At 31.1% G+C, this 22,660-nt stretch carries 22 protein-coding genes; 19 read left to right on the top strand and 3 right to left on the bottom strand.

The genetic code is table 11. The features are described 5' to 3' along the window. The first annotated feature begins 7 nt into the window (after positions 1 to 7). Both ligA and FHK87_RS21995 read left to right on the top strand, forming a co-directional pair. Positions 8 to 2,002 (top strand): NAD-dependent DNA ligase LigA, encoded by a 1,995-nt coding sequence (gene ligA, locus FHK87_RS21990; protein WP_140596814.1) that lies wholly within the window; start codon positions 8 to 10, stop codon positions 2,000 to 2,002. Next, complete coding sequence (locus FHK87_RS21995) at positions 1,999 to 2,691, top strand: lysoplasmalogenase family protein (RefSeq protein WP_140596816.1); 693 nt, start codon at positions 1,999 to 2,001, stop codon at positions 2,689 to 2,691. The genes ligA and FHK87_RS21995 overlap by 4 nt, the downstream gene beginning before the upstream one ends. Positions 2,692 to 2,936: 245 nt before the next feature. Here FHK87_RS21995 and FHK87_RS22000 read toward each other — a convergent pair whose 3' ends face one another. Beyond that, positions 2,937 to 3,152, bottom strand: a complete 216-nt coding sequence (locus FHK87_RS22000) for a hypothetical protein (protein WP_140596819.1) — start codon at positions 3,150 to 3,152, stop codon at positions 2,937 to 2,939. Positions 3,153 to 3,803: 651 nt separating this feature from the next. Between FHK87_RS22000 and FHK87_RS22005 the strand changes: the two genes are divergently transcribed. The 17 genes from FHK87_RS22005 to FHK87_RS22085 all read left to right on the top strand — a co-directional run bounded on the left by FHK87_RS22005 (position 3,804) and on the right by FHK87_RS22085 (position 20,849). Continuing rightward, on the top strand, positions 3,804 to 6,518 hold the full coding sequence (locus FHK87_RS22005; RefSeq protein ID WP_140596822.1) for an AAA domain-containing protein: 2,715 nt from the start codon (positions 3,804 to 3,806) through the stop codon (positions 6,516 to 6,518). An 88-nt stretch (positions 6,519 to 6,606) separates the two neighbouring features. Continuing rightward, positions 6,607 to 7,131: a DUF6913 domain-containing protein gene (locus FHK87_RS22010; protein WP_226294374.1), complete on the top strand. Its 525-nt coding sequence runs from the start codon at positions 6,607 to 6,609 to the stop codon at positions 7,129 to 7,131. A gap of 3 nt (positions 7,132 to 7,134) precedes the next feature. After that, entirely contained in the window at positions 7,135 to 8,013 is an 879-nt protein-coding gene (gene dapA / locus FHK87_RS22015) for a 4-hydroxy-tetrahydrodipicolinate synthase (protein WP_140596825.1), read from the top strand. Between the two features lie 103 nt (positions 8,014 to 8,116). Beyond that, positions 8,117 to 8,932, top strand: a complete 816-nt coding sequence (locus tag FHK87_RS22020; protein ID WP_140596828.1) for an outer membrane protein assembly factor BamD — start codon at positions 8,117 to 8,119, stop codon at positions 8,930 to 8,932. A 2-nt stretch (positions 8,933 to 8,934) separates the two neighbouring features. Continuing rightward, positions 8,935 to 9,267 carry a DNA-directed RNA polymerase subunit omega gene (locus tag FHK87_RS22025; protein WP_140596830.1) on the top strand — a complete coding sequence of 111 codons (333 nt, stop codon included), beginning with the start codon at positions 8,935 to 8,937 and terminating at the stop codon, positions 9,265 to 9,267. 4 nt (positions 9,268 to 9,271) lie between these two features. Beyond that, complete coding sequence (gene coaBC, locus FHK87_RS22030) at positions 9,272 to 10,483, top strand: bifunctional phosphopantothenoylcysteine decarboxylase/phosphopantothenate--cysteine ligase CoaBC (protein WP_140596833.1); 1,212 nt, start codon at positions 9,272 to 9,274, stop codon at positions 10,481 to 10,483. Next, positions 10,476 to 11,363, top strand: coding sequence for a type IX secretion system protein PorD (gene porD / locus FHK87_RS22035; protein WP_140596835.1), 888 nt, complete (start codon positions 10,476 to 10,478; stop codon positions 11,361 to 11,363). The genes coaBC and porD overlap by 8 nt, the downstream gene beginning before the upstream one ends. A 156-nt stretch (positions 11,364 to 11,519) precedes the next feature. Next, positions 11,520 to 13,175, top strand: a complete 1,656-nt coding sequence (gene recN, locus FHK87_RS22040) for a DNA repair protein RecN (RefSeq protein WP_140596838.1) — start codon at positions 11,520 to 11,522, stop codon at positions 13,173 to 13,175. 66 nt (positions 13,176 to 13,241) lie between these two features. Beyond that, positions 13,242 to 13,811 carry a Crp/Fnr family transcriptional regulator gene (locus tag FHK87_RS22045; RefSeq protein ID WP_140596841.1) on the top strand — a complete coding sequence of 190 codons (570 nt, stop codon included), beginning with the start codon at positions 13,242 to 13,244 and terminating at the stop codon, positions 13,809 to 13,811. Between the two features lie 77 nt (positions 13,812 to 13,888). Continuing rightward, positions 13,889 to 14,344, top strand: coding sequence for a carboxymuconolactone decarboxylase family protein (locus FHK87_RS22050; protein ID WP_140596844.1), 456 nt, complete (start codon positions 13,889 to 13,891; stop codon positions 14,342 to 14,344). Further along, entirely contained in the window at positions 14,325 to 14,765 is a 441-nt protein-coding gene (locus tag FHK87_RS22055; RefSeq protein ID WP_140596847.1) for a DoxX family protein, read from the top strand. Before FHK87_RS22050 ends, FHK87_RS22055 begins: the two co-directional genes overlap by 20 nt. A 146-nt stretch (positions 14,766 to 14,911) precedes the next feature. Next, on the top strand, positions 14,912 to 15,730 hold the full coding sequence (locus FHK87_RS22060; RefSeq protein ID WP_140596849.1) for an enoyl-ACP reductase FabI: 819 nt from the start codon (positions 14,912 to 14,914) through the stop codon (positions 15,728 to 15,730). A 207-nt stretch (positions 15,731 to 15,937) separates the two neighbouring features. After that, on the top strand, positions 15,938 to 16,942 hold the full coding sequence (locus tag FHK87_RS22065; RefSeq protein WP_140596852.1) for a glycosyltransferase: 1,005 nt from the start codon (positions 15,938 to 15,940) through the stop codon (positions 16,940 to 16,942). Positions 16,943 to 16,948: 6 nt separating this feature from the next. Further along, the gene (locus tag FHK87_RS22070) at positions 16,949 to 17,908 is read left to right on the top strand and encodes a CdaR family protein (protein WP_140596855.1); all 960 of its coding nucleotides are present in this window, start codon (positions 16,949 to 16,951) and stop codon (positions 17,906 to 17,908) included. Between the two features lie 4 nt (positions 17,909 to 17,912). Next, positions 17,913 to 18,491: a dephospho-CoA kinase gene (gene coaE, locus FHK87_RS22075; protein WP_140596857.1), complete on the top strand. Its 579-nt coding sequence runs from the start codon at positions 17,913 to 17,915 to the stop codon at positions 18,489 to 18,491. A gap of 84 nt (positions 18,492 to 18,575) precedes the next feature. After that, the gene (locus FHK87_RS22080) at positions 18,576 to 20,132 is read left to right on the top strand and encodes a sensor histidine kinase (protein ID WP_140596860.1); all 1,557 of its coding nucleotides are present in this window, start codon (positions 18,576 to 18,578) and stop codon (positions 20,130 to 20,132) included. A gap of 3 nt (positions 20,133 to 20,135) precedes the next feature. Beyond that, positions 20,136 to 20,849 (top strand): response regulator transcription factor, encoded by a 714-nt coding sequence (locus FHK87_RS22085; protein ID WP_140596862.1) that lies wholly within the window; start codon positions 20,136 to 20,138, stop codon positions 20,847 to 20,849. Positions 20,850 to 20,901: 52 nt separating this feature from the next. Here FHK87_RS22085 and miaA read toward each other — a convergent pair whose 3' ends face one another. Both miaA and FHK87_RS22095 read right to left on the bottom strand, forming a co-directional pair. Then, positions 20,902 to 21,807 (bottom strand): tRNA (adenosine(37)-N6)-dimethylallyltransferase MiaA, encoded by a 906-nt coding sequence (gene miaA / locus FHK87_RS22090; protein ID WP_140596865.1) that lies wholly within the window; start codon positions 21,805 to 21,807, stop codon positions 20,902 to 20,904. Beyond that, on the bottom strand, positions 21,800 to 22,639 hold the full coding sequence (locus FHK87_RS22095) for an ion transporter (protein ID WP_140596867.1): 840 nt from the start codon (positions 22,637 to 22,639) through the stop codon (positions 21,800 to 21,802). Before FHK87_RS22095 ends, miaA begins: the two co-directional genes overlap by 8 nt. Between the last annotated feature and the right edge of the window lie 21 nt (positions 22,640 to 22,660).

Consider the following 22,660-nt stretch of genomic DNA (forward strand, 5'->3'; position numbering starts at 1 on the left):
AATATTTATGGATATAGAACAAAAAATTAATCAGTTAAGAGAAGAGTTAAGGCAACATAATTACAATTATTATGTTTTAGACAAGCCTGCTATTAGCGATTATGAGTTCGATATGAAGCTGAAGTCGCTTCAAGATCTTGAAGAAAAACATCCGGAATTTTATGATGCTAATTCTCCTACGTTGCGAGTTGGTGGAGAAGTGACGAAGAATTTTGAAACCGTTGTGCACGAATACAGGATGTATTCTCTCGATAATTCATATTCTAAAGAAGATTTGGAGGATTGGGAAAAACGGATAAAAAAAATAGTAGAGGGAGATGTTTCTTATACTTGTGAGCTGAAATATGATGGAGCTTCGATTAATTTGACCTATGAAAATGGTATCCTAATGAAAGCTGTTACCAGAGGAGATGGGATACAAGGAGATAATGTTACTACAAATGTAAAGACAATAAATTCGATTCCATTAAAATTGAAAGGTGATTTTCCATCAAAATTTGATATCAGAGGAGAGATCATTCTTCCTTTTGAAGGATTTGCCAAGATGAATCAAGAGCGTATTGCTGCGGGAGAAGATCCTTATGCTAACCCACGTAATACAGCTTCAGGTAGTTTGAAACTTCAAGATAGTGCAGAGACAGCCAGACGACCACTAGATTGTTTATTATATAATATAGTTGGAGATAGATTACCTATCGCTACTCAATTTGAAAGTCTAGAAAAAGCTAGAGAATGGGGATTCAAAGTTCCTTCAGAATCCAAACTGGCAAATTCTATTGATGAGGTGCTGGATTTTGTGAATTATTGGGATAAACATCGACATGATTTGCCATATGAGACCGACGGGGTTGTGATAAAAGTGAATAATCTATTACAACAAGATGAACTTGGCTTTACTTCTAAAGCACCTAGATGGGCGATGGCATATAAATTTAAGGCAGAACAAGTTTCTACTGTATTAAATGAAATTACATATCAAGTTGGTAGAACAGGAGCGATAACCCCGGTAGCTAATCTGGTTCCTGTGCAATTAGCAGGAACAACGGTAAAGAGAGCTTCATTACATAATGCAGATCAAATTGCAAAACTTGATATTAGAGTAAATGATACTGTTTTTGTAGAAAAAGGAGGGGAAATCATACCTAAAATTGTAGCAGTAGATTTTCAAAAAAGAAGTCAGAATTCTATAGCAACAGCATATATTTCTAAATGCCCAGAATGTCAAACCCCTCTGATACGTAAAATAGGTGAAGCACAACATTATTGCCCAAATTACCAAGGTTGTCCGCCACAGATCATAGGACGGATACAGCATTATATTTCTCGTAAGGCTATGGATATTGAAGGTTTAGGAGGCGAAACCGTTGCGCTTTTGGTCAAAGAAGGATTAATACATAATTATGCAGATTTGTATACCTTAACAAAAGAACAAGTCATCCCATTAGAGCGAATGGCAGAAAAAAGCGCGGATAATTTGATAAAAGGAATAGAAAACTCAAAAAATATTCCTTTTGAAAGAGTTTTGTTTGCTTTAGGAATACGTTATGTAGGGGAAACAGTAGCCAAAAAATTAGCAAAACATTACAAGTCGATACAAGCTATTATATCTTCTACAGAAGAAGAATTGGTTAATGTAGATGAAATTGGAAGTAAAATAGCACAAAGTGTTGTAGAGTTTTTTGCAGTTGAAGAAAATAAAACCCTGATAGATAGATTGCTACAATATGGAATTCAATTAGAGATCTCTGCAGAGAAATTAGCCGGTCAAACAGAAACTTTACAAGGGCAAACATTTGTTGTATCTGGTGTTTTTGAAAAAATATCTCGAAATGAACTTAAGAAAATGATAGAGGATAATGGAGGTAAAGTGTCGAGTTCTATATCTTCTAAAACTTCTTATGTCGTTGCAGGAGAAAATATGGGACCAAGTAAATTAGAAAAAGCAAATAAATTATCAATTCCAATTATTACAGAAGACGAATTTCTTAGTAAGTTAGAATGAAAATAAGGACTCTTATTAAAATATTTTTAGTTATTGCAGGAAGTCTCTGTGTCTTGAGCACAGCTATGCAATGGCCAGAATTAGAGTTTTATGCAAAACCAACAACTGTACCTCTTTTTTTTATGCTATACTGGTTTAGTGTAAAAAAAATAGATGGTATTTTTCTAATGGTCTTGTGTATGTGTTTTATTGGTGATATTTTCCTCCTAACCGGGGTACAAGATTATTTTATTTACGTTTTATTGAGTAATGGTCTGTGTTATATTCTGTTATTCTATTTCTTATATAAAAATCATAAGCCGATAGAATATAGTAATACTGATATCTTTTATTTGGTGATCTTTTTTGTTTTATGGACTTTGATAGTATATGAGATATATGAAGCTATTTCACCAAATATGGGGGAGATAAAACCTTATGGAATTATATATTTGATTATTTTATATTTTTTATTCACTGGAGCTGTTTTTCAATATGCAAATACCAGATCGTCTCAGGCGTTATGGTTTTTGATAGCCATTCTTAATTTTGTGATTTGCGATTCTTGTTATGCGTTGGATATGTTCTATATTAATTCTATAGAATTTAGAATTATAAATGCTATATATCAATTGCTCGCTGTCTTTTTTCTGGTAAAATTTAGAATCTCAAGTCCTACTTCTCTAAAACTTAGAGATCTTGATAATTGAATCGAAACCATGAATTATCCAAATAATTTTGTTAAATTACAGTAATAAAATTGTTAAATTTGGTATGTACATCGTCTAAGCAAGCACTAAACTTAATTAGATTTCTGGGAAAATAGATTTTTAGGGAAAGAGGTTTTTACTGTAAATAACTGCAACGTAAACTAGAAGTGAAAAAAATAGATTTTTTAGGATAATATATTCACAAAATTCAAAATACGCTTGTTTTATAGTCATGTTCTACTGTTTCATTTTGGTTGTGTGAAACAAATTAAGAATACATATCTATTTTTTTGTATTGCATCTTTGATAGTAGTGTTTTTTGCTACTTTCTTAGAAAGAGAATTTTTGATATATGTCAAACCTCTCATACCTTTTTCACTAACGATACTGTATTTAAATTTTAATAAAACACCAAATGTTTTTGTTCCCATTAGCTTACTTATTATTACAGTAGCAGACATTCTGATATATTTGGACTTTAATAGGTATTACAAAGTGATAGCTATATTAGTTTCATTGTTTTATTTTGTTTGTGTACTATCGTTAAAGAAGTATGTCTCAAAAGAAGATATCAACCCTGATACTTTAACTAGACCCACCGTGATCATAAGTGCTATATTGATTACTTATATTGTTTTTTCTGTTACAGAACTTGTTTTTCCTAAGCTAAGTGAATCAATTTGGTATGTTGTTTTAGCAATAGTAAGTATGCTCTCGTTTTCGATCATGAATTTTATTATTTACGTATCTGATAGATATGAGAAATCACTCTATTTATTTATTACCGCATGCTCTGCCTTAATAGCGGATACACTTTTAACACTGAATGAAATGTATTATTATAGTAGGGTTTTTACTATTCTAATAAATATTACAGAGACTCTGGGACTTTACTTTTTTGTAAGTTTTTTTGTAGAGACCAAATTAATAGTGAGAGCGTCTCAAAAAAATGATCTGTTATAACTTTGGCAACTATTTGATTAATTTTTGTTATCCATAATCATTGATTTTTGATCATACATATAGATCTAAGATGTATTGGGGATTAATTTTTATATTCGTGTACTTTTAAAGAGACTTCAACGTATTATAATATAAAATAACAAAGCCGATTGGATATATTATCATTAATCAAATACTTTACAGATTGCTATAAAGCAGATAATAGAGAATTTGGGATAGAAAATTTTTTTTCTACTAAGTTTGAGAATCAATACCTTCAAAAAAATGAAGAATTAATAAATGGTGATTATCCCAAACAGTTTTTACCAGACAAAGTAGGAATATCTATTTCAAAAAACCTTCAGTTATATAGTAGAGACAAACAATTATTTTACTGCTCTATTTTTTTGATAGGGAAACGAAAAATATTTAATAAAAAGAATATAAATATTTGTGCGCCCCTGTTTTTCTATCCAGCAGAAATCATAAAAACAGAAGAAGGATATTTTATAAAATTAGAACAGTCTGAAAGAAAAATAAATAATGCTTTTTTGAAAACTCTGGACTTCAAAGAGTCGTATGATACATTTTTAAAAGAATTACAAACTGTATTAAAACAAGAAATAATAGATTACCCACTTCTTGCAAAAGTACAGCGCACATTTGAAAAACATGTTGTCAACGTGCAGTTTGCAGAGGACATGGTTATGTTTCCTAAATTAATAGGAGCAGCAAGTGTAAAAAAGCGTATCGCGAATAAAGACAACTCATTTGATAATTTTGAAGTAATCCCTTCTTCGGGTTTGATGGTGTCAAGCAAAGCAAGTAATATCAATAGTATTGTAAATGAGTTAGAGGTTTTACAAAATACATCAGATTATTCTTCTGCTTTGATATCGTATCTACAAGATCATTCTTTTCAAATTACAGAAAAATATGACTCGTCTATCAAGCCATTTATTCTTAATGAAGCTCAAGAAAACAGTGTGAAGGCTGCTAATACTGTTAATAAATCAGTAGTAGTGGGGCCTCCCGGTACAGGGAAATCATATACTGTATCAGCAATTGCGATAGACTATTTAAGTCAAGGCAAAAGTGTATTGATAGCTACACAAACTGATGAAGCATTGCAAGTTTTGTCAGATAAGTTACAATCATTTTCGGTAGGTAGATATAGAGTAAAAGCAGGTGGATCTAGGTATAAAAGATCTCTAATCTCTAGCCTTGAAAAATTTCTGTATAAATTTGATCAATTACCCTACAGAAGCCAAATGAATCGAGATTGGTCGCATCTTTCTAAACTGATCAAAAGATTAAAAGAAATTGAGGTTGAATTTTCTAATATAGAAGAAAAAAGTATCGATCTTACCCAAAAAGTCATTAATGCATCTGGTATTGCGGGATATATTAGAGTCAAGTGGTTGAAACTTTTTAGATTGTGGCAAAAGCAAGAGTGGCGTTTGATCGATGAATATATACTTTCTCTAAAAAATAGTATAAAAGAGGGCAACAATAAATTGATGGGACAATTGCTAAATGAAGTAGAATACAAAATCAACTTTCATAGAAAAGAACTTCAAGCATTAGTAAACTCACTCAAAAATGATGATTTAGCCTTGCAATCAGATAGATTGAATGCTATAAACTTTAATGTAATCCTTAAAGCACTTCCCGTATGGTTGGTAAAAATAGATAATGCAGCAGAGGTATTGCCTATGCATAAAGAAATGTTTGATCTTCTCATCATAGATGAAGCAACACAATGTGATATGGCTAGTGTTTTGCCATTAATGCAAAGAGCAAAACATCTTGTTGTAACAGGGGATCCAAAACAATTAAGACATATCAGTTTTTTGTCTAAACAACAAATGTTTGATATCAGTAAAAAACATAACTTAAAATGGGATGAAAAATTTAATTATAGAAAAAAGAGTTTACTTGATTTTACTTTAGAAAATATAGAATCATCAAATCAATTGAATTTTCTAAACGAGCACTATAGGTCCTTGCCCGATATCATAGCATTTAGTAATCAAAAATTTTATGATGACTCCTTATTAGTTATTAATGATTTACCAAAATATAGAGATCAACAATCTGTATTTATTCATGAGATTGAAGGTAAAAGAAATACCAAAGGAGCAAATGAAAAAGAAGCAAAAGAGATCATCAAGTATGTAAAAAAACTGATTCGCAATGAAGATTCAGTAAATAGAAAACAAGCTACTACACTTGGTATTATTTCTCCATTTAGAGATCAAGTATCTTATTTAGGTAGGTTGATAAGAAAAGAAATAACATTATCACAGTTACAAAAACATAATATTAGAATAGGAACACCATTTTCTTTTCAAGGAGATGAGAGAGATATCATGTTGATTTCTTTGGCGATAGATGATGATTCTCATCATAGTGCAATGAATTATCTGAATAGAGAAGATGTATTCAATGTAATGATTACCAGAGCCCGAAATGTACAGGAAATATTTTTATCTGCTTCTATAGAAAAGCTAAAATTTGATTCGCTATTACGAGAATATTTAGAAGGAATATCACATAAAGAAAATACTAACATTCAAGAAGAGAATCACTTGGATGCTTTCATTAATCAAATGAAAGATTTCTTGGAAGACTTACCGGATATAAATTATTATTTAGGATATCAATTATCGGGATTTGTGATAGATGTTTTGGTAGAAAAAAACGGAAACTATCTGGGAATTGACTTGATAGGGTTTCCCGGAGATTTTCAAAGATCTTTTTCTATCGAAAGATATAAAGTTCTATATCGGATTGGAATTCAGGTTATTCCATTGAGTTATATGACTTGGCATTTTGATGAAACGCTAAAAGAAAAATTGAGAAAAAAAATTAATAATTTATAAAGATTTAATTTTACAATATCCTTTGCAAAGGATAAGAATATTTAAAACTAAAAAATAGCTACATTTGTGCCTATTAATTTTGAAGTGAATGATTTTAAAAGGTCTTAAAAAAAATGCTCTAAAAAAGAATGTAGAAGCTCAAATCAAAAAGAATGAGTCTTCTACTTCTGGTATTACAGAGTTTAAGACACTTGCCATTCTTATAGATGCATCCCAACCCATTAATATCGTTTCTCTAATAAAATTGGCTAACGAACTTGGAGTTGATTCTGATAATCTCAAAATTATGGGATATAAAGAAGACCAAAAAGAAATTATCGATGATAAAGATGCATCTTACTACAACCCTAAAAATTTTACTGTAAATGGCTCTATCAAAGGAAGCTTTTTACAAGATTTTATTAAAAAAGACTACGATATTTTGATCAACTTTTATGAAAAAGATAGTTTAGAATTAAATTATATCGCAGCGGCGTCAAATGCTAAATTCAAAATTGGTTCTGCCTCTATAGACCAGAGAATTAATGATCTGGTTATAGGAGTGCCAATAAATGATACGAGTCTTTTTATTTTTGAATTAAAAAAGTATTTAAAAATTTTACAGTTTATATAGATTATGAGTGATTTTCTCAAAGGAACGGGAGTGGCCTTGGCAACCCCTTTTAATGTTGATGGAACAATAGATTATCAAGGAGTAACAGCATTAGTTGATCATTGTATAGAAGGAGGAGTAGAATATTTGGTTGTGTTGGGAACAACAGCAGAATCAGTAACATTATCAAAAGAAGAAAAAAAGAAGCTTACAGCACACATAATAGAGGTTAACAATCAGAGGCTTCCAATTGTTTTAGGAATTGGAGGAAACAACACTAATGCTATTATTTCAGAAATAAAAGAAGCAGACTTAACAGGTGTAGATGCAATACTATCTGTTGTACCCATGTATAATAAGCCAACTCAAAAAGGTATTTATCAGCACTATAAAGAAATAAACGATAATACATCATTACCGATATTGCTTTATAATGTACCATCTCGTACAGGAACTAATATGAGTGCTGAGACTACACTACAATTGGCACAGTTAGAACATATTGTAGGTATTAAAGAAGCAACTTCTGATTTTTCTCAGGTATTAAAAATAATAAAAGATAAACCCAAAGATTTTCTTGTAATCTCTGGGGATGATGTTTTGGCATTGCCTTTGGTTGCTGCAGGAGGAAACGGAGTAATAAGTGTTATAGGGCAGGGGTTTCCAAAAGAGTTTTCTGAGATGATTCGATTAGGATTAGCAGGAGATACCCAAAACGCATTCGATATTTTATACGGTTTATTACCTGTTATCGATTATGCTTTTGAAGAGGGTAATCCAGCAGGTATAAAAAATATACTAAAAGCTAAAAATGTCTGTGACGATAGTGTTCGACTGCCTTTAGTGTCAGTTTCTGATAGTTTGTCTAATAAGATTAAAAATTTTGTCAAAAACTACTCATAATTCTTTGCAACAAAACATTCAACACCTAGTTATTATAATTGATTAGATTAAAGTTTTCTTAATACGCTAGAAATATATATTTTTGCACGATGTTTTGTACACTATGAAGAAATTATTGATTTTATTTATTTCTGTTGTTTATTTGGGTTTGGGTTCTTGTAGTGAATACCAAAAGGTACTTAGAAAAGATGATATATCACCCAAATATAAGATGGCAGAAAAGCTTTATAACGAAAAAAAATATAAAAAAGCACTTCGTCTTTTTGAACAGATAGTGCCTCAATTTAGAGGTAAGCCACAGGCAGAAAGAGTTATGTACTATTATGCTGATACATACTATCAACTAGAAGATTATTATTTGTCGGGATATCAATTTGAGAGATTTGCGAAATCGTATCCTAAAAGCCAAAAAAGAGAAGATGCATCGTATAAAGCAGCAAAGAGTCATTATTATTTATCTCCAAGATATAGTTTAGATCAGGAAGAAACTGATACAGCTATAGAAAAGCTTCAACAATTTATTAATACCTATCCAGAAAGTGAAAGACTAAAAGAAGCAAATGAATTGGTTGCAGAACTAAGAGATAAAAAAGAGAAGAAAGCGTATGAAATTGCAAAGCGCTATCATCATAGAGAAAATTATAAAGTAGCTATAGCTGCATTTGATAATTATTTAGTAGATTATCCTGGGTCAGCCTATAGAGAAAAGGTTTTATATTATAAATTAGAGTCGGAATATTTACTAGCAATAGGGAGTTATCAAAATTTGGTAGAAGGAAGGCTAGAAACCGCAAGGTCCTATTATAATGCTTACAAAAAGTATTATAAGACAGAAGGAGAATATCTTGAAAAAGCCGAAGAATTAGGTACAGATATTAATTTGAGATTAGAAGAATTTAACAAAGAGAAAATAGAGTAGAGATGGATTTAAAAAAGAGCAACGCACCGGTTAATACAACTACAATAGATAAGAATTTGATAGATCAGCCGACAAGTAATATTTACGAAGCAATTTCGATTATTTCTAAAAGAGCTACTCAAATCAATACAGATATCAAAAAAGAACTTCTTGAGAAACTAGATGAGTTCGCTACATATAATGATAGTTTAGAAGAGATTTTTGAAAATAAAGAGCAGATAGAGGTTTCTAAATTTTACGAAAGATTACCAAAACCTCATGCGTTAGCCGTTCAAGAATGGTTAGAAGGTAAAATCTATCACAGAAATACAAAAATAGATACAGAATCTTTATAGTAATATGTCTGTTTTAAGCGGCAAAAAGATTTTAATAGGTGTCACCGCTGGTATTGCTGCCTATAAAATACCTACTTTAATCAGGTTATTTATCAAAGAAAAAGCAGAAGTAAGGGTTGTAATGACACCTACAGCAAAAGATTTTGTTACACCACTTACTCTTTCTACATTATCCAAGCATCCTGTACATTCATCATTTTATGATGAGCAAGATGAAAATGCAGTTTGGAATAATCATGTTGAGTTAGGGTTATGGGCTGATATGATGATTATAGCCCCGGCAACAGCAAACACTTTATCACGAATGTCATTAGGTACTAGTGATAACCTGTTATTAGCAACATATCTATCTGCAAAATGCCCAGTGTATTTTGCTCCTGCTATGGATTTGGATATGTATAAACACCCTTCTACTCTTAATACATTTGAGAAATTACAAGAGTTTGGTAATATTATGATACCAGCAGAATCCGGAGAACTAGCAAGCGGGTTAGTCGGACAGGGAAGAATGATGGAACCATCAGGTATAGTAGAGTTTATAACTAATGATATTTTAGGAAAACTTCCTTTAAAAGGAAAGAAAGTTTTAATTACTGCAGGACCAACTTATGAAGCAATAGATCCGGTAAGGTTTATAGGAAATCACTCTACCGGAAAAATGGGAGTAGAGCTAGCAAAGACAGCTGCAAACCTTGGAGCAGAAGTGAATTTGATTTTAGGGCCTTCTATTCTTAAAGTAGATCATGCCCTCATCAACGTTACAAATGTTGTAAGTGCAAAAGAAATGTTCGAAGTAGTATCTTCACTCTATCATGAATCTGATATAGCAATTGCTTCTGCCGCCGTTGCGGATTATCGTCCAAAATACATGTCTGATCAAAAAATAAAAAAAGCTGATACTGATTTTTCTATTGAATTAGAGAGAACTACCGATATTCTAAAGTGGATGGGAGTCGAGAAGAAAAATCAATTTTTAGTTGGATTTGCATTAGAAACAGAAAATGAAGAACAGAATGCAAAAAATAAACTAAAGAAGAAAAATTTAGACCTAATCGTGTTAAATTCTTTACGAGATAAAGGCGCAGGTTTTAAAGGTAATACAAATAAAGTATCTTTGATTAATCATAAATTAGAGATTAAAGCGTTTGATCTAAAAACAAAGTCAGAAGTAGCACAAGATATATTTAATGAAATTAATATATTAAGAAATGAATAAATTTTTCCTTTTTGTAATATGCTTAATTAATACGAGTTTCTTTTATGCTCAAGAGTTTAATGCTACTGTAGCGGTTAATGCAGAACAAACAGGGAATCCAAATTTACAGGTATTTAAAACCTTAGAGCGAGAGCTTACTGAGTTTATTAATAACACAAAGTGGACAAATGTTGATTATCGTAATGAAGAAAGGATAGATTGTAGTTTTTTTATTACAATTGCCGATTTTGATAATGACGAGTTCAGTGCTACACTGCAAGTTCAGGCATCAAGACCTGTTTTTGGATCAAGTTACAATACCACTATTTTTAATGTAAATGATAAACAGTTTAATTTTAGATACTTAGAGTTTCAACCTTTAAACTATAATCCAAATAGTTTTGACTCTAACTTAATTTCTGTAATTTCTTTCTATCTATATACTATTCTTGGTGTAGACGCAGACACTTTTGAAGCCAATAGTGGTACAAATTATTATGAGGAAGCAAAAGTTATAGTAGGGAACGCTCAAGGAAGCAATAGAGTTGGTTGGGTTAGAGAACAAAACCCAAATCGTTTTAGGCTTAATGATGATTTATTGTCTCCTACTTATCAAGGATATAGAGATGCTATGTATGCGTATCATCGAGAAGGGTTAGATGTTTTTCATAATAATGTGAAAAAAGGGAAGGAGATGATTACAAAAGCAATTGAACCTTTAGAGAAAATGCATAATACTCGTCCTAATTCTTATATTATGAGGGTCTTTTTTGACTCAAAAGCAGATGAAGTTGCTAGTATTCTATCTAATGGACCATCTGTTAATGTTGCTAAAACTATACAATCCCTAAATAGAATTGCTCCTACATATTCTGATAACTGGAAGAATATTAAATTTTAGTCTTAATTTTTTTAAGAGTTTACTCTTCTGTATTCAACTAATTCTTATTCATAATCAGATTTATTCTTTAGACATAAAAAAATAAATTAAAGACGTACAATCTTTTTAAAACTGTAGTATCTTTACTCTTTTAAAAAACAATAAATTTCTTATCCTTTGCTTACAAATCTTTCTATAAAAAACTTTGCTTTGATAGAACAACTGCAAGTTTCTTTTGATACCGGTTTGATTACTATTACAGGAGAAACAGGAGCAGGTAAGTCACTTTTGCTCGGAGCGTTGGGTTTACTTCTTGGGAAAAGAGCAGATTTAAATAGTATAAAAGATGATACTCAAAAATGTATTATAGAAGGTACATTTGATGTAACTAAGTATGATCTGCATGCATTTTTTGAAGAAGAGGATCTGGATTATGAGGGACAAACCATTATTAGAAGAGAAATTTTACCTTCTGGTAAGTCTAGAGCATTTGTAAATGATACTCCTGTAACATTGAGCGCTTTGACCTTATTAGGAGTAAAATTAATAGATATTCATAGTCAACACCAAACATTAGAAGTCACTACTACAGATTTTCAGTTTAAAGTATTGGATGCTTTAGCGAATACTGATCGTGAAATAGAATCTTATCAGAGAGGACTTAAGTTGTTGAAAAAGAAAGAGAATGAATTACAAGAACTACTTTCAAATCAAGAAAACTTTACCAAAGAATACGATTATAACTCGTTTTTATTAAAAGAGCTCGAAGAAGCAAAATTATTACCAGATGAGTTACCAGTATTAGAAGAGCAATATGAAAAACTCAATAATATTGAAGAAATACAAGACAAACTCTCAATATCTATATCAACAATTTCTGCCGAAGAAATAGGGGTGTCAGATCAATTAAATTCGATTAAAACATATCTTTCTAAACTAGAGCCTTACTCTTCAGACTTAAAAGAACTCTCAAATAGAATTCAAAGCTTATATATAGAGTTAGATGATGTGTATGCTTCTTTAGAAAATGAATTAGAAAAATTAGAAGCAGATCCAAAATTGCTAGAAGAAACGAGTAATAGATTACAGCTCTTACATGATTTGCAAATCAAACATACCGTTACGAGCATAAAAGAACTAATTAGTATCAAAGAATCGTTGAGTCAAAAAGTTTCTAAAACAGAATCTCTTACAGAAGATATAGATAAACTTAAACAAGACCTTCAAAAGATTAAAGAGCAATTGGATGAGGTCGCTCAAAAGATTCATAAAAAACGTAATAAAGCATTACCAAAATTAATAAAAGAGCTCGAAAATATTTTGAAAGCTTTGGGGATGCCAAATGCAGAATTTAAGGTATCTCTTAATTTGCAAGAACAATATTTTTCTAATGGTAAAGAAAAACTAGAGTTTTTATTCTCTGCTAATAAAGGAGGTACTTTTGGAGAACTCAAAAAGGTAGCTTCAGGAGGAGAATTATCTAGAATTATGATTGCGATCAAAGCTATTCTATCTCAATATGATCAACTACCAACAATTATTTTTGACGAAATTGATACAGGGGTATCTGGTGAAATTGCTCATAAAATGGCCGAATTAATGACAGATATGAGTAAAAATATGCAAGTGTTTAGCATTACTCACCTGCCACAAATTGCTGCAAGTGGTCAAAATCAATACAAAGTATATAAAGAAGATGTAAATAATACTACAGTTACCCAGCTTAGATTATTGAATGAAGAAGATAGAATAAAAGAAATAGCAGAAATGATAGGAGGTAAAGATATCTCAGATTCTGCATTAACACATGCAAAGTCTTTATTGTATAATTAAGATCTTCAAAAATAGACGAGTGGTTAATGTTGTAAAAATTATAATACGGATACAAATAAACTATCCATGAATGATAATCTGGCGCAATACATTAAGCGATATGTTGATATTAGCAAAGAAGAAATCTCCTTATTTCAATCCTATTTAGTTTCCAAAACGTTTAAAAAAAAAGAACAATTATTGCAATCCGGAGAGATTTGTCGTTCTAGATACTTTATAACTTCTGGTTGTCTTAGATTATATTATATAGATCAAAAAGGTAATGATCAAATCATACATTTTGGTATAGAGAATTGGTGGCTTACAAACTATGATAGTTTGCTCAATAAAATTCCTTCACATCTTATTATAGAAGCAGTAGAACAAACTCAAGTCCTTGAATTAAAAGAGGAATTTGTACAAGATATATATTCGAAGATTCCGCAGATTGAGAGTGTTTTTAGAGTTGTGATGGAGAGGACATATATCGCCTCACAAAGAAGAATAGAATACATGTTTAGCCTATCCAGCGAAGAGATGTTAAAAGAATTTGTAGAACAAAACCCAGAATTTGTACAAAGGATACCACAATACATGCTTGCCTCTTATTTGGGAATAACCCCCGAGTATCTAAGTTTGCTTAGAAAGAAGGCATAACTCCATTTATTAATATATCTTAAGTTTTTTTAAACAGTCACTTTTTACTTTTGACCATAATAAAAAACAAAAATATTATGGAACGTATACCTTATAGTGAATTGCCAGAAGGAATTTTTGAACCATTAATGGCTATTGAAGAAAAACTTAAAAATTCTTCGTTAGACAATAAATTACTAGAGTTAGTTAGATTAAGAGTGTCTCAAATCAATGGGTGTGCTTATTGTTTGGATATGCATACCAAAGAGTTAAAGCATGCTGGTGAATCCGAAATCAGAATTTCATTATTATCGGCTTGGGAAGAAAGCGGTTTTTTTGATGAAAAAGAAAAAGCTGTCTTACATTTTGCAGAAGCACTTACAGTGATAGATGATAAACCTTTGCATAATGATGTTTTTGAAACGTTACAGAAGCATTTTGATAAACATGAAATTTCATTTTTGAGTTTGGCAATTGCTCAAATTAATACTTGGAATAGATTGATGAAATCATTTGGTTTTAAAGCAGGAAATTATGAAGTTGCTCAAGTATAATATAGACGATACATTACTAGTAAGCTATTTCTTACGATTTTCTATAGCAATAGGATTCTTATCTGCAGTTTTGGATCGTTTTGGTGGATGGTCAAAAGAAGTTTCTGTATGGGGTAACTGGGATAATTTTGTAGAATACACTGGTATATTAAATCCATGGTTACCTCAAATAATAATCCCTATTATAGCAATTATAGTAACAGTTCTAGAAATTGTCTTATCTGTGCTTTTAATTTTGGGATACAGACTTAACATGACATCAAAAATAAGTGGCGGATTACTATTATGCTTTGCATTGGCGATGATGGTATTTACAGGATTAAAAGGAGTGTTAGATTATTCGGTATTTATCGCCTCTGGAGGAGCATTTGCTTTAGCGGTTTTGCAACAAAGAAAAAACGAATCGTCAAAGGTCGATTAAGTTACAATTATGAATAATGTGACGAATAGAAAAACAGTTAGTTGAGCAAATGATATTAAAATTGAACTAAAAACAATTTTGTTTAACTAGTTATAGGCGTTTTGTTATCTTTACTGCTTGTATAACTACTATAAATTTTCAATTTAATGTCACACAATTTATTAAAAGGCAAAAGAGGAATTATTTTTGGTGCACTTGATGAGAATTCAATTGCATGGAAGACCGCAGAACGTGTTTTTGAAGAAGGAGGAAGTTTTGTATTGACCAATGCGCCTGTTGCAATGCGTATGGGAGCTATAAATACTCTTGCAGAAAAAACAAATGCCCAGGTTATACCTGCAGATGCTACATCATTAGAAGATCTAGAAAACCTGATTGAAAAATCAATGGAAATTCTAGGTGGTAAACTTGATTTTGTCTTGCATTCAATAGGAATGTCTGTTAATGTAAGAAAAGGTCGTCATTATACTGATCTTAATTATGATTGGAGTCAAAAAGGATGGGATGTATCTGCACTATCTTTTCACAAAACCATGCAAACTCTTTATAAAAAACAAGCGATGAGCGAGTGGGGTAGTATTGTTGCTTTAACGTATATGGCTGCTCAGAGAGTTTTTCCTGATTATAATGATATGGCTGATAATAAAGCCTATCTGGAATCTATTGCTCGTAGCTTTGGTTATTTCTTTGGGAGAGATCACAAAGTAAGAGTCAACACAATATCTCAATCTCCTACACCTACTACCGCAGGAAAAGGAGTAAAAGGATTTGATGGTTTTATTGAATATGCAGACAAAATGTCTCCTTTGGGTAATGCTTCAGCAGATGAATGTGCAGATTACACAATAACATTATTTTCTGATCTAACAAAAAAAGTGACATTACAAAATCTATTTCATGACGGAGGTTTCTCTAATATGGGAGTAAGTCAACTTGTGATGGATAAGTTTGTAGACGAAGAATAATAACTATCTAATAAAGATTACATATTAATAAAAATCCCATTTAATTTGTACAATGGGATTTTTTATTGATAAGTCCTTAAAATATTACCAGATTTACCCAAGAGATGATTTGCCAATGGTATAGGTATTATTATGCTTAAAAAAGATAAATCTTGGTTTCTATCAATAATGTTCGTTTTTTGAATCAAAGAATAAAATTTTAGTTCAGTGGATACATATTTCTCTTTTATCGTTCCTGTTTATAATAGACCCAATGAAATTGATGAGTTACTGCAAAGTATGCAGGCCATGAGATACGATAAAGAGTATGAAATTGTAATTATTGAAGATGGTTCTTCAGAATCCTCTGAAGATGTGATTAAACTATTTTCAGAAAAACTGAATATAAGTTATTACAAAAAACATAATACTGGGCCCGGTGATTCTCGTAATTATGGAATGAGAAAAGCAAAAGGTAATTATTTTATTATTTTGGATAGTGACGTGATCTTACCCGAAAATTATCTAGAAAGAGTAGATGATTTTTTATCAAAGAATTTTGTGCATTGCTATGGTGGTCCCGATGATGCACATAAGAGCTTTACAAATCTTCAAAAAGCAATTAGTTACAGTATGACGTCTTATCTTACAACTGGAGGGATAAGAGGACGTAAAAATACACTTGGTAAATTTCAACCACGTAGTTTTAATATGGGATTATCCGAAGAAGCTTTTATTTCGTCAAAAGGCTTTGGTAATATTCATCCTGGAGAAGATCCAGATTTAACAATAAGGCTTTGGAAACTTGACTATACAACAGCTTTGATCCCTGATGCAGTTGTTTTTCATAAAAGAAGGATTTCCTGGAAAAAATTTTATATACAAGTGAATAAATTTGGATTAGTACGTCCGATATTAAATAAATGGCACCCCGAAACTTCAAAAATTACGTATTGGTTTCCTGCTTTATTCCTTTTGTATTCATTTTTTGCTTTGATTACATCGTTTTTTGGATGGTGGTATTTTTTGTCTATTTGGATGGTGTATTTTCTTCTTATTTGTATAGGTGGAACAGTACGATATGGTAATTTTTTGATTGGCTTACAATCAGTTATTGCTGTTTTGATACAATTTTATGGATATGGAAAAGGATTCTTAAAATCTTATTATTATATTCATTTGCTTAAAAGAGATCCTCAAAAGCAGTTTAAAAAACTGTTTTTTTCAAAGTAAAACCATATGTCAAATACCATAGCAAGTCGATTTTCTTTAAAAAGGAATAATGTAAAAACCTTTTTATTCTTCCTTGTTTTTACATCATTTTTATGGATTTTTATTCAGTTTTCAAAAAACTATACTCAAGAAGTAGATATTACAATTAAATATATCAATATACCAAAAGATAAAATAATTAATAGTAATAGTGATCACACGATAAGAATGACACTAAATGGAAATGGTTTTAGATTAATGAGCCATAAATGGAGTAGCCCTACACTAGAACTCAATGCAGAAGACGCGGTTCTGAAAAAACAAGAAAAGTATTTTTTTTACTTGGATAAAGAATCATCAGTTTTGAAGAGTAAATTAGATTTTAAAGGAAAAGTGTTAGCCTTGCAAAAGGATACATTACAATTGCTTTTGGATCAAAATTCACAGAAAAAAATTCCTGTAAAAGTAAATCAAAAAATTGCATATGCAATAGGTTATGGAAGTGATAAAGGGGTAAAAATTTCACCAGATTCAGTTACAGTAAAAGGCCCATCCCAAATAATAGATACTATACAATATGTATATACAGAAGATCTTAATTTAGAAAACTTAAATATAGATCATATATCAAAACTTAAAATAAAATCTGAAAATCTACCTGGCACAATAACAATACAACCAAAACAAATAAAGGCTTCTGTATCAGTTAGTAAATTTACCGAAGGTAACCAAAAAGTACCTGTTACAATTTATAATATTCCCGAAGGAACAGATGTGAAAATATTTCCTAAAGAGATTTCGGTTGTATATAGAGTTGGATTAGATCGGTATAATGAAATTAATGCACGAGATTTTTTGATTGTTGCAGATTACGCCAAAATATCAGAAAAAAGTTCGTTTTTAACCTTGGAACTTAAGGAGAAACCAGAAGCAATTCATGATGTGAGAATGCAAAAAAAACAAGTTGAATTTGTTGTGCTAAAATAATAATATGAAAGTTGTAGGATTAACAGGAGGAATCGGAAGTGGCAAGTCTACTGTTGCCAAAATGTTTGAGGAGTATGGGATTTCGATATATTTGGCCGATGATGAGGCTAAAAAGTTGATGCATACAAATACTGCTGTAAAAGAAAAAATTATTAAACTTTTTGGAGCCGAAGCTTATCTAGATGGTATTTTAAATAGAGCATATATCGCAAATATTGTGTTTAATGATTCTTCAAAATTGAAAGACCTCAATAGTATTGTTCATCCTGCAGTAGCCAATCATTTTGAAGAGTGGAAAAATAAACAACAAAGTGCTTATGTTATTAAAGAAGCGGCTATACTTTTTGAAAACGGCGGACACAAGCAATGTGATTATACAATTCTGGTCTCAGCACCTTCTGCGATAAGAATCCAACGCGTTATTGATCGTGATAATATGACTGAAAAACAGGTGCTTTCTAGAATGAATAACCAATGGGAAGACTCCAAAAAAATACCCTTGTCAGATTTTGTTGTCTATAATATTGATCTCGAAGAAACAAAAAGTCAAGTAGCTGATATTCATCATAAAATATCCTCCTAAAGCTTTTGTAATCTAAATCCTTCATTTTGTTAACATTTGGTTAAACCGTAAAGTCGCTAAATGTTAAAACCTTACTTTTGACCTATGAATAAAAGGTTATTCGTGTTGCTGATACTCCTAATGAGTCTATCATTAATTGGGATTATTTTTGTTCAGGGATATTGGATCAACAATACGGTAGAAAATAATGAAGAACAGTTTTCTTTTAATGCCAAGCAAGTACTAATATCTGTATCTAACAGAATTCAGTACAGAGAGTTTGAGGAGATGTTTTTTCCATTTCAGGAAATACTTGACAGTATAGATGAACCTGATAATAAAACAATAAGACAACTTCTTAATATTAGTATTGATAATTCAAATAGGTCATTTGGTTATACAGATGGTATTTTAAACGAAGACTCAAAATTATTTTCATCTTTTATCAATTTTAATATTGATACGGTACGTTTAAAGAATATTTTAAATCGAAATGCAGACAATTCGATAGAAAATAATGTCAATAAACAAAATTCGACATCAAATTTAGAAAGGATAAGAGCATTAACCGATCTTCAACGTATGGATTACGAGGTAGTAATAGGAGAAATTGCTAGTTTTATTCCGATACATCGAAGAGTAAAGAAAGAGGAACTAGAGTATTTACTTAAAAATGAATTAGAAGAAAGAGATATAGAAGTCGATTTCGAATATGCCATTTACAGTAATGCCTTAGCGACCAAAGTACGTTCTGATGATTTTAGTCTGGATTATCCCACAACATACGCTATTCCACTTTTTGTAGATAACGAAGGGGCTAGTGAATATCAATTGTATGTCAACTTTACCGGTAAAAAGCAGTATGTGCTTTCTACAATAAAAGGGATGGCTATTTTGTCGATAATATTTACATTAATCATAGTCGTTGCCTACTCTAGTGCATTGTCTCAATTAATGCAACAAAGACAAATTTCTCAGATTAAGACAGATTTTATTAATAATATGACACATGAGCTTAAAACGCCTATCGCAACCATAAATCTTGCATTAGATGCTGTTAAAAACCCTAAAATAAGTGGTGATCCAGAAAAAGTACAGCGATATATGCATATGATACGAGAAGAAAATAAGCGGATGCACGCCCAAGTCGAAAATGTATTAAGAATATCTCAGTTAGAGAAAAATGAGCTTAATATAACAAAAGAAAAACAAGAGTTACACGATATTATTGAAGATGCAGTTACTCATGTTTCTCTTATTGTAGAGGATAGAAAAGGGTACATAAATGTGCATTTGGGAGCTCTTAAAACTACAGTGCTGGCAAATGACAGTCATATGACCAATGTAATTGTCAATGTTTTGGATAATGCTGTAAAGTATTCTGAAAAAGAACCAAAGATTGATATATATACAGAAAATGTAAAAAATAGTATTGTTCTTAAAATTCGTGATCAGGGAATAGGGATGAGTAAAGTAGCTCAGAAAAAGATTTTTGAAAAATTCTTTAGAGAGCATACAGGAGATTTACATAATGTAAAAGGACATGGATTAGGGCTAACATACGTTAGAAGAATAGTTGATGACCATCATGGTCAAATATGGGTAGAAAGTGAAAGGGGGAAAGGCTCCACATTTATAATAAAATTACCGTTAATATCTTAAAATATGGAAACAGAAAACAAAAAGATCTTACTTGTAGAAGACGATCCTAATTTTGGAACAGTTTTGAAAGATTATCTTGTTATGAACGAATATGATGTTGTACATGCTAAAAATGGTATGGAGGGCTTTGAAAAGTTCAAAAAAGATGATTATGATATGTGTATTCTTGATGTAATGATGCCTTATAAAGATGGGTTTACTTTAGCCAAAGAAATAAGGGATAAAAACGAAGAAATACCTATTATTTTCTTGACTGCAAAAGCAATGAAGGAAGACGTTCTTAAAGGATACAAAGTAGGAGCAGATGACTACCTAAATAAACCTTTTGACAGTGAAGTCTTGTTGATGAAAATACAAGCTATCATGCAGCGAAAAAATACAGAGTCTGTAGCAGATAGTAAACAATTTGAATTTAAAATAGGAGGATTCCATCTTAATTCTAAACTTAGGTTTTTAACTTTTGAAGAAGAAGAACCGATTAAACTTTCACCAAAAGAAAATGAATTACTACGCTTATTAGCATTACATCTTAATGATTTGATGCCTAGAGAGCTCGCTTTAACAAAAATATGGAGAGATGATAATTATTTCACTTCTCGTAGTATGGATGTTTATATTGCTAAATTGAGAAAATATCTCAAAAAAGATGAGAATGTAGAAATTCTTAATATTCACGGAGAAGGATTTAGACTTGTTGTTAGAAATGGTGAACCTTAAGAAAACAAAATAACGGTAACTAACTATCTTTAGAAAATCACTATGATTAAATTCATAGTGATTTTTTTTTGATATGATCGATTATTGCAGAATCCTTTTCTGCATAGTCGAACCATTTTATTTCAAGGTCTTTTCTAAACCATGTAAGCTGTCTTTTTGCAAAACGTCGGGTATTCTTTTTTATTTCAGAAATTGCAAAATTCAGATCCCAGGTGGTATCAAAATGACAAAATAACTCTTTGTATCCTACAGTATTGAGTGCATTATAATTTTTAAAAGGATATAAACTCTTTGCTTCATCTATTAATCCTTCTTTGACCATTATGTCTACTCTCTGATTAATCCGGTCATAGATAATATCTCTTTGTGCAGATAATCCCACTTTTATAATATTAAAAGCTCTCTTGTCTTTTGGTTTGGTTAAAAAAGAAGAGTACGGTCTTCCACTACCAATACAAACTTCTAAAGCTCTCATAACTCTATGAGGATTTTGAATATCTACTTGATCATAATACCTTGGATCAAGGTTTCTTAATTGTTGCTGTAAACTTTCGATGCCATTAGTCTCAAATTCCCCTTGAAGCTTTTTTCTAATCTTAACATCAATATCAGGGAAATAGTTTAAACCTTTGGTAACTGCATCAACATATAAGCCTGATCCGCCTACCAGAATCACATAATCATTCTTTTTAAATAATTGTTCTATCAGTTTTAAAGCATCATCTTCAAAATCTCCTACTGTATATGGATCTTTTATACTGATATGTTGAATAAAATGATGTTTAGCTTGCTTAAGTTCTTCAGAAGAGGGAACAGCAGTACCGATATTCATTTCTTTATAAAATTGCCTGCTATCTGCCGATATGATTTCGCAATCAAAATGATTTGCTAGTTTTATGCCTAAGCTTGTTTTTCCTATCGCTGTAGGTCCTGCGATAACAATAAGATGTTTATTCATTATATAAATCTTCTCCGCATTTATAACAAAACTTAGCATCATCTTTATGCTCAGAAATATTACAATTAGAACACGTTTGCGTATTTAAATCGATTTTTTTTCCATGTTTTTTGTCTGATGCATATTCTGCTGAAACAATACCTGTAGGTACTGCTATAATACCATATCCTACAATCATAATTAACGCTGCTATAAACTGCCCTAGAGCAGTGGTGGGGGCAATATCTCCATATCCAACAGTAGTCATTGTAACAATGCACCAATATACACTAGTTGGGATACTTGTAAACCCACTATCTTCACCTTCGATAAGGTACATAACTGTTCCCATAATGATACAAAGCACCAAAACGGCAAATAAGAATACCAAAATTTTGGCAGCGCTATCTTTTATTGCTTTTGCTAATCTATTTGATTCTCCGATATAGCGAGAGATTTTAAGGATTCTAAACACTCGTAGTAACCTTAAGGCTCTAACAGTCAATAGAGCGCTGGTACCTGTTAGAAAGAAAGAAAGGTATAATGGTAATGTAGACAAAAGATCTATAATACCATAAAAACTAAAAATATACCTAAACGGTTTTTTGATTGCTATAATACGGGCAATATATTCAAAAGTAAAAAATATTGTTATCAACCATTCTGCATAATATAAATACTCATACGCAATATCAGGTAGGCCTTTAATACTTTCTAGCATTACAAAAATGATACTTAGTATAATCAGTATTAGTAATACGAGATCAAATAATTTACCGGCAGGAGTATCAGCTTCATAGATAATATCGTGCAGTCTGTTTTTAAAACTCCTATGTGATGAGTTAGTAGTCAAACGAAATAATTTTGGATTAAA

Origin of the sequence: Aquimarina algicola (assembly GCF_006443095.1) — a bacterium.
Classification (GTDB): domain Bacteria; phylum Bacteroidota; class Bacteroidia; order Flavobacteriales; family Flavobacteriaceae; genus Aquimarina; species Aquimarina algicola.

Excerpts from the sequence above, each read along its gene's own strand:
- ligA (WP_140596814.1), top strand. The coding sequence starts at position 8 with ATGGATATAGAACAAAAAATTAATCAGTTAAGAGAAGAGTTAAGGCAA.
- FHK87_RS21995 (WP_140596816.1), top strand. The coding sequence starts at position 1,999 with ATGAAAATAAGGACTCTTATTAAAATATTTTTAGTTATTGCAGGAAGT.
- FHK87_RS22000 (WP_140596819.1), bottom strand. The coding sequence starts at position 3,152 with ATGTCTGCTACTGTAATAATAAGTAAGCTAATGGGAACAAAAACATTT.
- FHK87_RS22010 (WP_226294374.1), top strand. The coding sequence starts at position 6,607 with ATGATTTTAAAAGGTCTTAAAAAAAATGCTCTAAAAAAGAATGTAGAA.
- dapA (WP_140596825.1), top strand. The coding sequence starts at position 7,135 with ATGAGTGATTTTCTCAAAGGAACGGGAGTGGCCTTGGCAACCCCTTTT.
- FHK87_RS22020 (WP_140596828.1), top strand. The coding sequence starts at position 8,117 with ATGAAGAAATTATTGATTTTATTTATTTCTGTTGTTTATTTGGGTTTG.
- FHK87_RS22025 (WP_140596830.1), top strand. The coding sequence starts at position 8,935 with ATGGATTTAAAAAAGAGCAACGCACCGGTTAATACAACTACAATAGAT.
- coaBC (WP_140596833.1), top strand. The coding sequence starts at position 9,272 with ATGTCTGTTTTAAGCGGCAAAAAGATTTTAATAGGTGTCACCGCTGGT.
- porD (WP_140596835.1), top strand. The coding sequence starts at position 10,476 with ATGAATAAATTTTTCCTTTTTGTAATATGCTTAATTAATACGAGTTTC.
- FHK87_RS22045 (WP_140596841.1), top strand. The coding sequence starts at position 13,242 with ATGAATGATAATCTGGCGCAATACATTAAGCGATATGTTGATATTAGC.
- FHK87_RS22050 (WP_140596844.1), top strand. The coding sequence starts at position 13,889 with ATGGAACGTATACCTTATAGTGAATTGCCAGAAGGAATTTTTGAACCA.
- FHK87_RS22055 (WP_140596847.1), top strand. The coding sequence starts at position 14,325 with ATGAAGTTGCTCAAGTATAATATAGACGATACATTACTAGTAAGCTAT.
- FHK87_RS22060 (WP_140596849.1), top strand. The coding sequence starts at position 14,912 with ATGTCACACAATTTATTAAAAGGCAAAAGAGGAATTATTTTTGGTGCA.
- FHK87_RS22070 (WP_140596855.1), top strand. The coding sequence starts at position 16,949 with ATGTCAAATACCATAGCAAGTCGATTTTCTTTAAAAAGGAATAATGTA.
- coaE (WP_140596857.1), top strand. The coding sequence starts at position 17,913 with ATGAAAGTTGTAGGATTAACAGGAGGAATCGGAAGTGGCAAGTCTACT.
- FHK87_RS22080 (WP_140596860.1), top strand. The coding sequence starts at position 18,576 with ATGAATAAAAGGTTATTCGTGTTGCTGATACTCCTAATGAGTCTATCA.
- FHK87_RS22085 (WP_140596862.1), top strand. The coding sequence starts at position 20,136 with ATGGAAACAGAAAACAAAAAGATCTTACTTGTAGAAGACGATCCTAAT.
- miaA (WP_140596865.1), bottom strand. The coding sequence starts at position 21,807 with ATGAATAAACATCTTATTGTTATCGCAGGACCTACAGCGATAGGAAAA.